Origin of the sequence: Aneurinibacillus sp. REN35 (assembly GCF_041379945.2) — a bacterium.
In the GTDB taxonomy this organism is placed as follows: domain Bacteria; phylum Bacillota; class Bacilli; order Aneurinibacillales; family Aneurinibacillaceae; genus Aneurinibacillus.
In genome coordinates, this window is record NZ_JBFTXJ020000007.1 from 64391 (window position 1) to 78142 (window position 13752).

Annotated in this window: 11 protein-coding genes; 5 read left to right on the forward strand and 6 right to left on the reverse strand. The window is 45.6% G+C overall.

The features are described from left to right. The first annotated feature begins 5 nt into the window (after positions 1-5). Genes AB3351_RS14270 through AB3351_RS14280 form a run of 3 tightly spaced genes read left to right on the forward strand, consistent with a single transcriptional unit; the run spans position 6 to position 3914 of the window. Positions 6-2042 carry a sigma 54-interacting transcriptional regulator gene (locus AB3351_RS14270; RefSeq protein WP_371147813.1) on the forward strand — a complete coding sequence of 679 codons (2037 nt, stop codon included), beginning with the start codon at positions 6-8 and terminating at the stop codon, positions 2040-2042. A 17-nt stretch (positions 2043-2059) separates the two neighbouring features. After that, the gene (locus AB3351_RS14275; RefSeq protein WP_371147814.1) at positions 2060-2944 is read left to right on the forward strand and encodes a 5-oxoprolinase subunit B family protein; all 885 of its coding nucleotides are present in this window, start codon (positions 2060-2062) and stop codon (positions 2942-2944) included. A 4-nt stretch (positions 2945-2948) separates the two neighbouring features. Beyond that, the gene (locus AB3351_RS14280) at positions 2949-3914 is read left to right on the forward strand and encodes a 5-oxoprolinase subunit C family protein (protein WP_371147815.1); all 966 of its coding nucleotides are present in this window, start codon (positions 2949-2951) and stop codon (positions 3912-3914) included. Positions 3915-3937: 23 nt separating this feature from the next. Here the strand turns inward: AB3351_RS14280 and AB3351_RS14285 are convergent, their stop codons facing one another. The 3 genes from AB3351_RS14285 to AB3351_RS14295 all read right to left on the reverse strand — a co-directional run bounded on the left by AB3351_RS14285 (position 3938) and on the right by AB3351_RS14295 (position 7087). After that, entirely contained in the window at positions 3938-5146 is a 1209-nt protein-coding gene (locus tag AB3351_RS14285) for an acyl-CoA dehydrogenase family protein (protein WP_371147956.1), read from the reverse strand. A 20-nt stretch (positions 5147-5166) separates the two neighbouring features. Continuing rightward, a complete protein-coding gene (locus AB3351_RS14290) occupies positions 5167-6408 on the reverse strand; it encodes a CaiB/BaiF CoA transferase family protein (RefSeq protein WP_371147816.1) in 1242 nt (413 codons plus the stop codon). 253 nt (positions 6409-6661) lie between these two features. Then, on the reverse strand, positions 6662-7087 hold the full coding sequence (locus tag AB3351_RS14295; protein ID WP_371147817.1) for an Lrp/AsnC family transcriptional regulator: 426 nt from the start codon (positions 7085-7087) through the stop codon (positions 6662-6664). Positions 7088-7209: 122 nt separating this feature from the next. Between AB3351_RS14295 and AB3351_RS14300 the strand changes: the two genes are divergently transcribed. After that, a complete protein-coding gene (locus AB3351_RS14300) occupies positions 7210-7770 on the forward strand; it encodes a cysteine hydrolase family protein (RefSeq protein ID WP_371147818.1) in 561 nt (186 codons plus the stop codon). A gap of 264 nt (positions 7771-8034) precedes the next feature. Next, complete coding sequence (locus AB3351_RS14305; RefSeq protein WP_371147819.1) at positions 8035-9744, forward strand: methyl-accepting chemotaxis protein; 1710 nt, start codon at positions 8035-8037, stop codon at positions 9742-9744. 53 nt (positions 9745-9797) lie between these two features. Here the strand turns inward: AB3351_RS14305 and AB3351_RS14310 are convergent, their stop codons facing one another. Genes AB3351_RS14310 through AB3351_RS14320 form a run of 3 tightly spaced genes read right to left on the reverse strand, consistent with a single transcriptional unit; the run spans position 9798 to position 13563 of the window. Continuing rightward, entirely contained in the window at positions 9798-10931 is a 1134-nt protein-coding gene (locus tag AB3351_RS14310) for a Ger(x)C family spore germination protein (protein WP_371147820.1), read from the reverse strand. After that, positions 10915-12018: a GerAB/ArcD/ProY family transporter gene (locus tag AB3351_RS14315; protein ID WP_371147821.1), complete on the reverse strand. Its 1104-nt coding sequence runs from the start codon at positions 12016-12018 to the stop codon at positions 10915-10917. Before AB3351_RS14315 ends, AB3351_RS14310 begins: the two co-directional genes overlap by 17 nt. A gap of 15 nt (positions 12019-12033) precedes the next feature. Further along, complete coding sequence (locus AB3351_RS14320) at positions 12034-13563, reverse strand: spore germination protein (RefSeq protein ID WP_371147822.1); 1530 nt, start codon at positions 13561-13563, stop codon at positions 12034-12036. Between the last annotated feature and the right edge of the window lie 189 nt (positions 13564-13752).

Genomic DNA, 13752 nt, shown 5'->3' on the forward strand with positions numbered 1-13752 from the left:
GTGCGATGATATGGCGGGATTTTCTTCACTCGATTCCTCGCTCGGTTCCCGCAGCGTGCACGCCGGATCAGGCGGCCCGTATAATGCAGCAATCAGACTCTGATATTTTGCTTGTACTAGACGAAAACGAGATTGTCGGCTATATCGACTCCCACTCGTTACTTGAACAACTCCTATGCTCTACTAAAGCCACACATCCCATACGTTACGAAACCAATATGCTTATGGTACGTGATACGGAGCCTGTCGAATTCTATCATAATGTTTTTTTCGTTCTTGGCAAAAATGAACAGGATGAACTTGTCGGCTGCTCTACTATGGAAGCGGTACGTCATGCTGTTCATGCGCTTCACCTCACCCAGATGCGGAAGATTTTTGCCAGTGCTGGCATCGGCATTGTGACAACGGATCACGAGTTTCGCATTACCTTCATTAATGAAAAGGCTGCGGAGATCTTCGGCATACCGCACAATGTGCTTTTGTACCGGAATTACAAGACGCTTCTTTACACGCCCGAAGATTTAGAATGCGTACTTGAAGGCAAGCCGTTGGTCAGCATAGCCAGCTCCTTTAATTCCAAAGCCATTATCGGCAACTTCTCTCCCCTTTATGAAGAGGAGCGGGTATCAGGCATTGTTCATTTATTCTATCCGCGCAAGCAGCTCGAAGCGTCTGTGAAAGAATTGGAATTCGTACGCAATCTAAATGAAGATTTACAAGCATTATCTACGTCCTCAAATGAACAACTGGTCGTAGTAGATGAAGCCGGCACCATCCTGCGGCTATCCGGAGTTTTTACTCCAGATATCTGGTTGACGCAGGAGCCAAAAGATATCATCGGTGTCTCCATATTCAGCTTAGAGAGGGAAGGGATTTTTCCGGCTGATATTGTAAAACGCTGCCGCAAGCAAAAGCAGAAAGTTACCAGCGTACAGGAAACCCCGCGCGGCAGAAAGCTTTGGGCGGTCGCGGTTCCTGTGTTCAAAGATAAAAAAATAGAGAAAATTGTCATTGTCTTACGCGACATTACCGACCTGAGCGAATATCAGATCCAGCCGCAACCTGCCAATAACAAAACCGACATTGAAAATAAACAATTAATTTACAGTTCAAAAATCATGGAAGAAATCATTGAGCAGGCCAAACGCATCGCCAAAGTGGATTCAACCGTATTGTTATGCGGTGATTCCGGGGTCGGAAAGGAAGTCTTCGCTCAAACAATCCATTCACACAGTCCGCGCCAATCGCATCCTTTCGTACGTGTAAACTGCGGCGCTATCCCAGAAAACCTGATGGAGAGTGAGTTCTTCGGCTATGAATCAGGCGCTTTTACCGGCGCGGATCGTAACGGAAAGCCCGGCCTTTTTGAGTTGGCACACACGGGGACCATCTTTCTCGATGAAGTCGGGGAGCTTCCACCAAGCCTTCAGGTAAAACTGCTGCGCGTATTGCAGGAGAGAGAAGTACGGCGCATCGGCGGCACACATACAATCCCTATCGATGTACGAGTGATTGCTGCGACCAATAAAGACTTGCGCCGGATGGTTCAAGAGAAGACCTTCCGCGAAGACCTATATTATCGTCTACATGTGATCCCGATTCATCTTCCTCCGCTGCGCAGACGGCGGGCCGATATCGTACCGCTCTCCCTTCATTTTCTTGCACGATACAACCAAAAATACGGTAAGGAAAAACAGCTTGCACGCAAGGCCATCGAAATTCTTGAACATTACGAGTGGCCAGGCAATATCCGCGAACTGCAAAATGTGTTGGAGCGGCTCGTTGTGATTACGCCGCATGATTTCATTGAAGACCAAGATGTTCTCTCCGCCCTATACGGTGAGGCGGAGAGTGAAGAGACTGAGGTACCCTCGGAGATTGCTATTAAGAACATTATGCCGCTCAAAGATGCGATGGAGCAGGTAGAGACCCAACTGCTCAGCCTCGCACTGACAAAATACCGGACCGCTGCGGAAGCTGCCCGCGCGCTTGACATTAGCGAAGCAACCATGAGCAGAAAAATCAAACGAAGATTAGACTAAATAAGGGGGGGATGTTCATGCTGGCCTTAGCAGAAACGCGTTTTTCCTTTGTTGGTGATGAGTATATTTATGCCGAGATTGCACGTGAGATGAGCGTAAACGCTGCCTTTAAGGCACTCGCAGTGACACGAGAGCTGCATGCCAGGCGCATACCAGGCGTGATTGATATTTGCCCTGCTAATGCATCTTACCTTATCCGGTATAATCCTGATATGCTATCACCTTATGATTTGATGAACTACGTAAAAGAGATTGATATTAATAAAAGTCGACCGGAAGCGCTCAATCTCTCTTCACGTATTGTGGAGATTCCAACCTGGTACAACGATCCGATTACAAGAGAGTATTCTCGGCGCTTCCAAGAGCGCAACGACAATCCGTATCTCTCTGATTTTGAACTTGTTATGAGAGCATACGGATTCTCAGACGAGAACGAATTCATTCATGCACATACACACAGACCGTACTTGTTGACCATGGTCGGATTCATTCTAGGCACAGCATGGGAATTTCCACTCGGTCGTCACATAAGCGAACTTGCAGATATACCCAAATACAAAAGCCCTCGTACTGAGACACCACGCCAGGCCGTTAGTATAGGGGGGCCATTCACTGTCGTATATCCTGTACAAAGCTCAGGGAGCTATCAATTAATCGGTATCACCCCTGTACCGGTCTATCAGCCGGAACAGAAACTGCCCGAATTCAAAGATTCGATGTTTCTGGCACGACCGGGCGATATATGGGTACATCGTCCAATTAAGGAACATGAGTATTATGCGATTCTTTCCGAGGTAGAAAATGGCCTTTACCGTTACCGTACCAAAGCCATCGACTTCTCACCTATTCAATATGCAAAGGAGCACAACGCATATATCGATTCTATTATGAAGGGGTTTTGATGATATGGTGCAAGTGATACAGCCGGGAATTTATACAACGGTACAAGACCTTGGAAGAGATGGATTCTATCATCTCGGCGTACCGCCGAGCGGTGCGGCCGACCGGTATTCCTTTCAACTGGGGAACTTATTAATTGGGAATCCCGCCCATTGTGCGGGCCTTGAGATTCGCCTGCTTGGTCCAATCCTTCTCTTCACAAAACGAACATTGATTGCTATTACCGGTGCAGCAGCAGACTGCTTCATTAATGGAGACGCGGTGCCAATGTGGGAGTGTCTTGAAGTACAGGCCGGAGATGTTCTATCATTTCGTTTTGCGATAGAAGGCGTATGTACATACCTCTGTATCTCCGGAGGTATTCAAACACAAGAATTTTTACATAGCCGATCCACTTATATTATCAATCACAAGACCGAGTGCGGCTATATGCTAGAGAAGGGAGGGGAATTCGCCATCAGTGAGCCGCTACCCGGCGCATTCAAGCACGTAGGCAGAAGCATTCCGGAATCGATGCGCCCTTCTTTTCCACAGGATATCGAACTGCATGCGACATTAGGACTTGCCATTCATCGGATTAGCGATGAAGGAGTACGTACCTTCCTTGATGGTGAATGGAGAATCCGTACCGAATCAGACCGGGTTGCCTACCGTTTGGACGGAAAGCCGCTTTCCACAGCCGAATCAGCACTAAATGCTAAGGGAGAGCCCACTCCGGTCATTGACCTTGCGTACCCGATTGGCGTCATCACAGTTCCAAACCCAAAAGAGCTGATTATTCTTTTGAATGATGCTACTTCCGGCGGAGGATTCACTACGATCGGGGCTGTTATTAGCTCTGATCTTGATGCGCTAAATCAATGCCGACCACAGACAAGGGTACGATTCTCGGCCGTCACCATGGAGCAAGCACTGCGTCTGCGCAAAGAAAAAAGGCAGCGCCTTGCAGCCGCTGCCGAATATCTTACATAGCTATCGTTGTATAATGATTGAACCTACACTTCTATTGTCTCTTCGCTGAACGGCCAAGCCGGCAGCATGCGGCGCAGCGTCTTGTCCTCACGGTAGCCGAGCGCATACTCTGCCTGCATCACCGTATGAATCTCACGTGTGCCTTCATAAATGACCGGAGCTTTGGCATTACGCATGAATCGCTCGACTGGGTATTCGTTGGAATAACCATACGCACCGTGAATCTGTACCGCATCGCACGCCGCATCAAACGCGGCGTCGCATGCATGCCACTTAGCCAGTGATGTCTCACGCGTATTACGCTTTCCTTCATTCTTCAGCCAACCGGCACGGTATACCAGCAGGCGGGACGTTTCCAATCCATCGACCATTTTGGCAATCATTTGCTGCACCAATTGATGCTTACCGATTTCCTTACCGAATGTGCTGCGCTCATGGCAGTATTTTAAGCTCTGCTCTAAGCATGCCTGAATCAGTCCGCACGCACCAGCCGCCACAGTAAATCGGCCATTATCAAGCGCCGCCATGGCAATCTTAAATCCTTCTCCCTCCTCACCTACCAGATTCGCTGCAGGTACGCGTACATTATCGAAGAAAATCTCTCCTGTGTTACCTGCGCGAATGCCTAACTTGCCTTTGATTGCTTTGGAAGAAAATCCTTCAAATGTACGCTCAACGATAAAGCAGCTAATGCCTTTATGCTTTTTCGCTTTGTCTGTATAGGCAAACACAAGGAAATGATCCGCAACATCGCATAAAGAAATCCACGTTTTCTGCCCATTCAGGACATATTCATCACCATCGCGAACAGCGGTCGTCTGCATTGCCGCTACATCCGACCCTGCATTCGGCTCCGTTAAGCCAAACGCGCCAATCTTTTCTCCTTTTGCCTGCGGGACGAGATACTTCTGCTTCTGTTCTTCATTTCCCCATTGTAAAAGCGTCATACTATTAAGCCCCGTATGTACGGATACGGCCGTACGGAACGCGGTGTCACCACGCTCAAGTTCTTCACATACAATAGCCAGCACATTATAATCCATGCCGCTGCCGCCGTACTCTTCCGGTATGCACACACCCATTAAATCAAGGTCCGCAAGACGGGTCATAATATTCCGTTCAAAGTGTCCCTTCTCATCCCATTCCTGAATGTATGGAAGAATCTCCTTATCAACAAAGCTTCGTACCATTTTACGAACCGCTTCTTGTTCTTCCGTCATGCTAAAATTCATCATATTTACCCGCTCCTTTATTAAATAATGTGATTATCAAGCCATTCATGGATTTGTTCCTCATTAAAGCCATGCTCCAAAAGGATTTCTTTTGTATGCTCACCCGCAAGCGGCGGATGGTGCCGTACCGATACAGGTGTACGTGAAAACTTCAGTGGGCTGCCAACCATTGGAACACTACCTGCGGTCGGATGCGGTGCCTCAATCTTCATCTCGCGCGCTTCCACCTGCGGATCTTGAAACAACTGTTCCATCGTATGGATCGGAGCATTCGGAATGCCTGCATCCGTAAGTTCACAGAGCCACTCTGCTGCCGGGCGCTTGGCAAACTCATTGCCCAAAAGCTCACACAATACTTCACGATTAGCAAGCCGCATCGAGTTGGTCATAAAGCGAGCATCCTCACTCCACTCTTCACGTCCAAGCAGCTTACATAATCGATGAAACTGCTGATCATTGCCCACTGCTACCACCATCTCCATATCCGATGCCGCAAACGTCTGATACGGTACGATGTTGGGATGCTGATTGCCATACCGCTTCGGTACTTTACCGGAGACGAGATAGTTACTTGCCACATTAACCAGAAGTGAGATCTGCGAATCGAACAACGCTAAATCAATCATTTGTCCTTTGCCGGAACTCTCTCTCTCACGCAGCGCAGCCAAAATACCGATGGCTGCATACAGACCAGTCGCTACATCGGCAATGGCCACACCCACCTTCATCGGCCCGCTCTCTTCACTGCCTGTAATGCTCATCATGCCGCCCATCGCCTGTACAATATAATCATAACCTGGCATATCCTTATACGGGCCTGTCTGTCCAAATCCACTGATGGATGCATAAATCAGACGCGGGTTCACCTCGGCTAGAGAGTCATATCCAAGCCCAAACCGCTCCATTGTACCCGTCTTAAAGTTATTAATGACTACATCCGCATCCCGCACGAGATCTCGCAGAATATCCTGCGCCTTCGGGTCCTTTAAATTCAGCGTCATCGCCCGCTTGTTGCGATTCGCACACAAATAGTAAGCGCTTTCACCCCCGATGTTAGGCGGACCCCAGTCTCTCGTCTCATCGCTTCCGCCGGGTGCTTCAATCTTAATCACATCTGCTCCAAGATCACCCAAGATCATTGTGCAGTAGGGACCAGCCAACACCCTTGTCAGGTCGATTACCTTCACGCCTTCTAGCGCCCCGAGTTCATATGGCTTCGGGCAGGGAACCGTACCTTCTTGATTTGACGGCGAAGTAAGCATACACTCCCTCCTTTATTTGAGTAACACATAAAAAGCCAGCACGAACTCCGGCACAAAGACACTCTGTATACGGAGCACGACTGGCTTCATTGCCTGTGGGCTCTGTTCTGGCAAGAACGAGGACAGACATAAACAGTCAGTATAAAATTGAATAACTATCACTTGCAAGGTCAATTATACTATATATTAACTATATTCAGTCAATACTTTATTTTTTTATAACTTTATTTTTCAATTTTTCCTTCGTGATGCTTTACTCGTTCAGAGCTTTTATTCTGCCGACGGAGAGATGGAGCCGATAGTTGCCATGCGCCAATACCCGATCTAGCAGCGCATCCAACTCGTCTAGCGAAGGTACATGCGTTCGCAGCAGATAGCAACCGTCTCCACTAATACGATGCGCTTCATCAATGGCCTCTTCTTCCTGAACGAATCTTTGAAAGGCTCTGTGGTCTGAGGTCTTCATAAGCACGGTGATAAAGGCCGTCATCATCGGGCCAAGCTTTGCTTCATTGACTGCAATCGTATATTGTTCAATAATCCCCGCATCTTCCAAGCGTCGAATACGGTTCCCGACCGCCTGTCCCGTTAGATGTACCTGCTCGCCGATTTCCTTCCACTTCATACGCGCGTTTTTACGCAGCAACGTCAAAATTTGCAGATCCGCTTTATCAAGCATATGCCAATCCTTTCACCATGAAATGATATCGTAGCAAAACGTTTCGCGAGCGTATTCCTTCATTCTGCTCTTGTCACTATACTCTAGTTATAACATAAAAATTCTGTAGGAGGGGTATCGCAATGGAAAAAACCGCACTGCTGCTTGTCGATATTCAAAATGATTATTTTCCGAACGGACGCATGGAACTCTATGAAACACATAGGACTGCTGAAAATGCACGTAGGGTACTTGACTTCTTCCGTGACCATCAGCTTCCTCTCTTCCATATTAGGCATCTATCCGTTCAACCCGGCGCAACCTTCTTCATACCCGGTACAGAAGGTGCTTCTATTCACGAGACAGTGGCACCGCTGCCCAATGAAACAATCATCGAAAAAAATTACCCGAACAGCTTCCTTCATACTTCGCTGCTTACTCGTCTACAGGAATTAGGAATTGAAAACCTTATTATTTGCGGCATGATGAGTCATATGTGCATTGACGCGACAACCCGCGCCGCCTCCGATTACGGCTTTCGCTGCACGGTTATTGAAGATGCCTGCACATCCCCTGCTTTATCCAGACAGGGGCGTACCATTCCGGCTACCGACGTCCATCATGCATTCATGACTGCATTAAGCGGCTTCTATGCTGTAATCGAGACCGCCGATGACTTCCTAGCAAAGCAACCTACCATATAAAAACAAAGAAGACGGGCAGCTTCGCGCTCCCGTCTTCTTTATTTTCTCCTGCTGACATGTTCGCTTGGACGCTTATACCGGCTTGATGTTGCAATTTGGAAGAGAGCTTTTAAAATCTTCATAAAAACGTCTTTTCTTTCCCGATTTGTGACTTGTATCACACTGCTAAAAGGGTTATTTTTTTACAATAGATACTAAGATTACTACCTTGAAAAGATTGAATTACAGTTCTCTTTTCACAACAAAGACTGAAACAACCGAGGGGTGTGTGAATTGAAAAGAACGTTAACCTGGCAGTTGGGAATCATCATCGTCATTATGATTCTCGCGTCTCTGTGTATCACATCGATCGCCATGTATAAAACAGCATATGACAAGATATATGAAGCAGCAGGCATTGAAGCCTATGGCTGCGCCAACATAACCACTGGTCTAATCAGTCCAAAAGACATCGATAACATGCTGCAGGGTGATAAAAAAACCTCTGCATTGGTAGGGAATAATCTCAATTGGACAACCGATCACAAGGCTATTTTTGAGACGCAATATATTATGGATCTGAATGGCAAGCTTCTCGCCTTAGATAATCACTTAAAAGAAAAGGGCTTTACCGTAGGCGATTCGTTCTATATGGATACTGAAGCAATTGCCATGCTTAAAAATATGAAACACCCGACATATTCCGAAATCTACGAATACGGCGGCATGGAAAGACTATCCGGCTATGCACCGATTTTTAAAGACCATGACCCTACAAAAGAAATCATCGCCATTAGCGTCATTGACTTTAATGCGGATATTCTGACAGAGCGCACTTGGTCTGTCGTAAAAGATGGACTCCTACTCGGCTCCATCCCTATTATTATCGCCTGCATCATTACGATTCTGCTTATCAGACGAAAGACAAAGCCTATCTCTACTCTGATTGAACAGGCGAAAAAAATCGCCGACGGTCATTTGGATGTCGCTGATACAAAAGTCAGCAGCAAAGACGAGGTTGGAGACCTGGCACAAACATTGAACGTTATGACACATAATCTGCGCGATATTATTTCTACGCTCAAAAGTACATCTGAGCACCTAGCACATAACACCGAGTCTACGTCTACTTCACTAGATGAAATGAATACGGCACTCCAGCAAGTCTCACGAAATATCGAAGAGGTAGCAGCCGATACATCAGGCAGTACAGAAGGCGCCGCTGAAGCTGCGGAAGCTCTTTTACAACTGGCTGAGTTGATCCGATCCGCTAAGGAAAAGGCGAATGATAGTGCGCAAAATTCACAAAGAACACTTGCCGCGGCCGAGCAGGGACAGGCACGACTGCATGAGATTACAGAGAGAATGAACGGCATCAAAGCCGCAGCACTTGATACGGAACAAACAATCAAAGAACTAAATATGTACACGGACGAAATCCAGAAAATCACAGAAACTATTGCTGGAATCGCTGCACAAACCAACCTGCTGGCATTAAATGCATCCATTGAGGCGGCACGTGCAGGAGAGCACGGCAAAGGATTTGCGGTCGTAGCTAATGAGGTGCGGAAATTAGCCGAGCAATCTAACCAGGAAGTTGCCGAAGTGGAGAAGCTTGTCCAAAAAATCACAGACAGCATCAATAAAACGGTCGATTCCATACAGGAGAGCCGCCATAGCGTCACAGAAGGCGAACAGACTGTTCTCGCTACCCATTCGGCACTCGAACAAATCCTTCATGCTGTTCAGAATACCGTTGAAGAAATACAGGGCATCTCACTTCTTACGAATGAGGAAGCAGCTACGTCTGAGAAGATTGTTCACTTAGTGAATCAACTCGCCGCATCCATCGAGAATATGGCCGCCAATTCGCAGGAAGTATCGGCTGCCGCTGAAGAAACAACAGCATCCGTAGAAGAAGTCTCGCATCGTTCCAGCAAAACGGCACACGCAGCACAAGAACTTAATGAAATTGTAAATAGATTTACATTATAAAATCGAAAATACCTCTATAAAAAGTATTTGATTACCACGATCAAATACTTTTTTTATTCCACAACACCATACGACTTAATTTTTACTGTTGGTGTTATCGTCACCTCTGCCTTTGCAAACTCATGAGGCCAACGATTGTCTATCTTCTTCCAATGCTCATATTGATATGCTCTTGCATACCAACCAAAGTTAAAAGGATCAAGCTGATGTTTTTGCACCCTTTTAACGATAGTATTCAGTTCTTTTTCTATCTGACTCCTGATTATTTCTGTTAACTGCTCTTGATTCTTCTCCATATTCACATCAAATGTTCGCTCCCCTAGAGAAAGGTCGAGACGCATAGCGATATCAAAGTAAAAACGTCCCTTCTTATAATGGGTGGAAATCGTACGTTTAATTTTATTGATGTTTACTGTGACAAATTCAGCACCCTTTTTATTCATCACAGTGTTTTTACTTTTGATTGATAGAGAAGGTAACTGCATGGTTAACGTAACTGGTGCCTCCTCCTTCTTCTGCAAGATATGAAGAAGGATGCTTTCCCGGCGATTTAATGACATTTTATATATACCCTTATTGTCTAACAGCGCTGAACCGGTAACAACAATTCCCTTCTTATCCGCCTTCATCTCTGTAATAGCGGGAGTACTTCCCTTATCAAGCAGCAAGATATGAAGGCTCTGCACGGTAGCAAATGCTGTTTCATTTTTAGCTCTTGCTACATCAATAGAGTGAGTAATGTATGTGGGAAGAATCGGCTTATCAGGAAATTCACTATTCACGATGGAAGAGACCCTTCCTTTTACCGCAACCACGCGCATATTTCCTGTGTTTTTAGGGTCGCGGTATATAACATCAAGGCGGGTCATAATTCCTGTTTTCCTAAGGAGTTGTTCACCGAACAAAAGAACTTGGATTTTTCCATTCACAATTTCCCCATTGCTTACACTGTTGAACACTTCTCTCGCCTGTCGCGTTGTATTTACTTTTGCTCCATATACTTCGAATTTCTTTTTTGCATCTTTATTGAAAACAGGGCTAAGTTGATAGATAAACATCTTATCCTTTTCAGCCACATCATAGCCATACACTAAGGAAAGTGTCGTCTTTTCTACGTCAAGCCGGTCGCAGCCCGCCATCAGAAGTAGAAGAATACAGATAGCGGACCATCTAATTCGCATTCTCATTCGTCTCTCTTCCTCTCCAGCGCGTATACAATGCCACATAAGTGAAAAGAGCAACAGGAAAAACATAAGCTGCAAGATACCCGACTTCAGCCATCCATTTCTTCAGCAGCATAATCTCCGCATAAGAAGGACTATAAAAAAAAGAAAGAACAACAAGAAGCAGAAGGAAAAAGTACGGTAGCTGCCACCCTCTCTTATTAAACAGTTCAGAAATATTGGTGAGTGCAAAAAAGGTATAGGGAACGATCGAGGTTAAAAAAACAAAGATATAAAAGGAAAGGAAGATAATTTCCAAGCGTTCAAGAAAAGGAAACTCAATCGGCTTAACGAGTGTCAACGTGGGCCAGAGAGACCGCGTAATTTCATCTGGACTAAAATAAACAAAGCAGCTTAATGTAATCTGAAGATATACCAAAAGCGTAATCGTATTCGCAATCACAATTCCTTTTGCTGCGTGCTGCTTGTTTTTTAAATACGGATAAAAATGAAAGGCCAACTCAAACCCGACAAAAGCAAGGATCGTTGTTCTGACCGTATAAAGAACAGGCAGCCACCCTTCTTTTAGTACAGGGAGCAGATAAATCCATTCACTATCTTTAAGCGGAATAAGCAGTAAAAGCGGCAGCCAGAGCGTAAAGAAGAAGACAAACAAAGCATATCGGGCGATGAGCTGCACGCCGCCTCGCATGATAAAATATATGTTCACAACAAATAAAATCATAAGAAAGTAGAAAGGCGTCTTCGGTAAAATCCATTCTTGAATAATGAATACCGACATCAAAAGAATAGTGACAGCAGACAATAGTAAATATACAATCCAGAACACCATGACTGATTTGCCCAGCCAGGTGCCAAGATAGCGTATTAATAGCTGCAGCATCGACTCCCCCGGATGTTTGGCGATAAGATAAACCACCGCTAAGCTGATGATGGTGGTAATTACCCAGCCGATAATAATGGAGATCCAACCGTCTGTTCCCGCATCTTTAGCCAAAATCGCAGGAAGAGACAAAATACTTGTCCCTACCTGTACGCCATTAATCACAAGAATATACTGTAATAACGAAATCTCTTTCTTTACAATCATATGTATTGACTCTCCCTACTTTTTTCTTCGCTTTCCTTGGCGATCGACCTGATTTGGGCGAACAGACAATGGGCGTTTTTTCATCATCCATATGGGCAAGCGAATAAATGTATCCTTCATATCCGAGAAACGTAACGGTGAAATCGGGCTGCCGTACGGTACGCCAAGAGAGGAGATGGAGAGGATATGAATCACAAGAAGACTCATCCCACACACAATCCCGACCATACCGAATGCAGAAGCAAGCAGCATCATCGGAAAGCGGATAAGGCGAATGCCTGCTGACATCTCTAAGTTCGGAATAATGTAAGAAGAAATCGCAGTAATCGCTACAACAATGACCATGATATTACTCACAATCCCCGCTTGGACAGCCGCCTGTCCAATTACGATTCCTCCCACCACCCCAATCGTTTGTCCAATAGGTGACGGGAGCCTAACCCCCGCTTCCCGAAGCATTTCAAGAATCAGCTCCATAATAAGCGCTTCAATAAGCGGGGGCAGTGGAACCTGTTCTCTTGACTGAGCGATGGAAAGAATCAATTGCAGAGGAATAACTTCATAATGAAATGAAATCATCGCGATATAAATGGATGGTGCAAAAATAGCAATAAAGCAGCCGACAAAGCGTAAGATTCGGACAAAGGAAGAGGTAAGCCAGCGAACATTATAATCATCCACGGTTTGAAAAAAAGAAGAAAACGTCATCGGGCCAATAAGCGCACCTGGCGAACGATCTACAATGACAGCAACTCGCCCCTGAAGAAGATGGGAGGCAGTTGTATCAGGACGCTCCGTTAAAATAAATTGAGGAAATGGTGTATACGTATGATCTTCAATTAATCCTTCCAGCTCACCTGTATTAAGGACTGTATCCACGCTAAGCTGCTTAAGCCTTATCTCTACTTCTGTAAGTGCATCCTGGTTAACAACATCAGCCAAATACAGAAGAGATAACTGTATACTCCCCCTCTCTCCTACCATGACCTCTTTGGCTTTCAACTCTCGACTTGGAATATAGCGGCGTATCATCGCAATATTTTGATTGGCAACTTCAGTAAATCCTTGATGAGCGCTCTTAATAGAGGATTCAACCTGCGGCTCCTGTATCGCTCGCTGCGGCCACCCCTGTGTATGAAATGCATAGGCGGATGTTTTAGCATCGATAAAGACTATACTTTTTCCATTCAAAAGAGCCTGCTCAATGGCAGACCAATTCTGTACCTGCTCGATCTTTCCTACCGATACAACCGAGGATAGGACATCTACTTCATCTGTCTCCTGCTGTAAAAGCGGTCGAAGAATATCTGTATTAATAATATTTTTGTCTACAAGACCATCCATGTATAAAAGAGCCATTGGCGACCCTTTTTTTACCGATACGTTACGAATCGTTAACTCAGGAATATTACTGAATAGCATTCGTATGGTTTGAAGATTGGTAGCAAGAGATGGACTAATTGTGCTCTGTAAGATCTCGTCTGCCTGTCGCTGTGTGGCAAGTGATTTTTTACCACGCAGCCGCCAATTCTGTAAAAAACCCACCACTCTCCCTCCTCTCTATCCGCGTACTCATATTCTTATTCTTCATTATGGTAGATGTAAGAAAAACATATACGTTTGCTAGAACAAGCAAACAGCCGACCTGATAGCCAGGTCGGCTGCTAACTCGGATATCTTCTTGTCTTTTACTTTCATATTCCTACTTCATTTAGCCTCCCTACGCCCATTTCT

Coding starts and splice junctions, on each gene's coding strand:
- AB3351_RS14280 (WP_371147815.1), top strand. CDS start 2,949: ATGGTGCAAGTGATACAGCCGGGAATTTATACAACGGTACAAGACCTT.
- AB3351_RS14300 (WP_371147818.1), top strand. CDS start 7,210: ATGGAAAAAACCGCACTGCTGCTTGTCGATATTCAAAATGATTATTTT.
- AB3351_RS14275 (WP_371147814.1), top strand. CDS start 2,060: ATGCTGGCCTTAGCAGAAACGCGTTTTTCCTTTGTTGGTGATGAGTAT.
- AB3351_RS14285 (WP_371147956.1), bottom strand. CDS start 5,146: ATGAATTTTAGCATGACGGAAGAACAAGAAGCGGTTCGTAAAATGGTA.
- AB3351_RS14270 (WP_371147813.1), top strand. CDS start 6: ATGATATGGCGGGATTTTCTTCACTCGATTCCTCGCTCGGTTCCCGCA.
- AB3351_RS14315 (WP_371147821.1), bottom strand. CDS start 12,018: ATGATTGTAAAGAAAGAGATTTCGTTATTACAGTATATTCTTGTGATT.
- AB3351_RS14310 (WP_371147820.1), bottom strand. CDS start 10,931: ATGAGAATGCGAATTAGATGGTCCGCTATCTGTATTCTTCTACTTCTG.
- AB3351_RS14290 (WP_371147816.1), bottom strand. CDS start 6,408: ATGCTTACTTCGCCGTCAAATCAAGAAGGTACGGTTCCCTGCCCGAAG.
- AB3351_RS14295 (WP_371147817.1), bottom strand. CDS start 7,087: ATGCTTGATAAAGCGGATCTGCAAATTTTGACGTTGCTGCGTAAAAAC.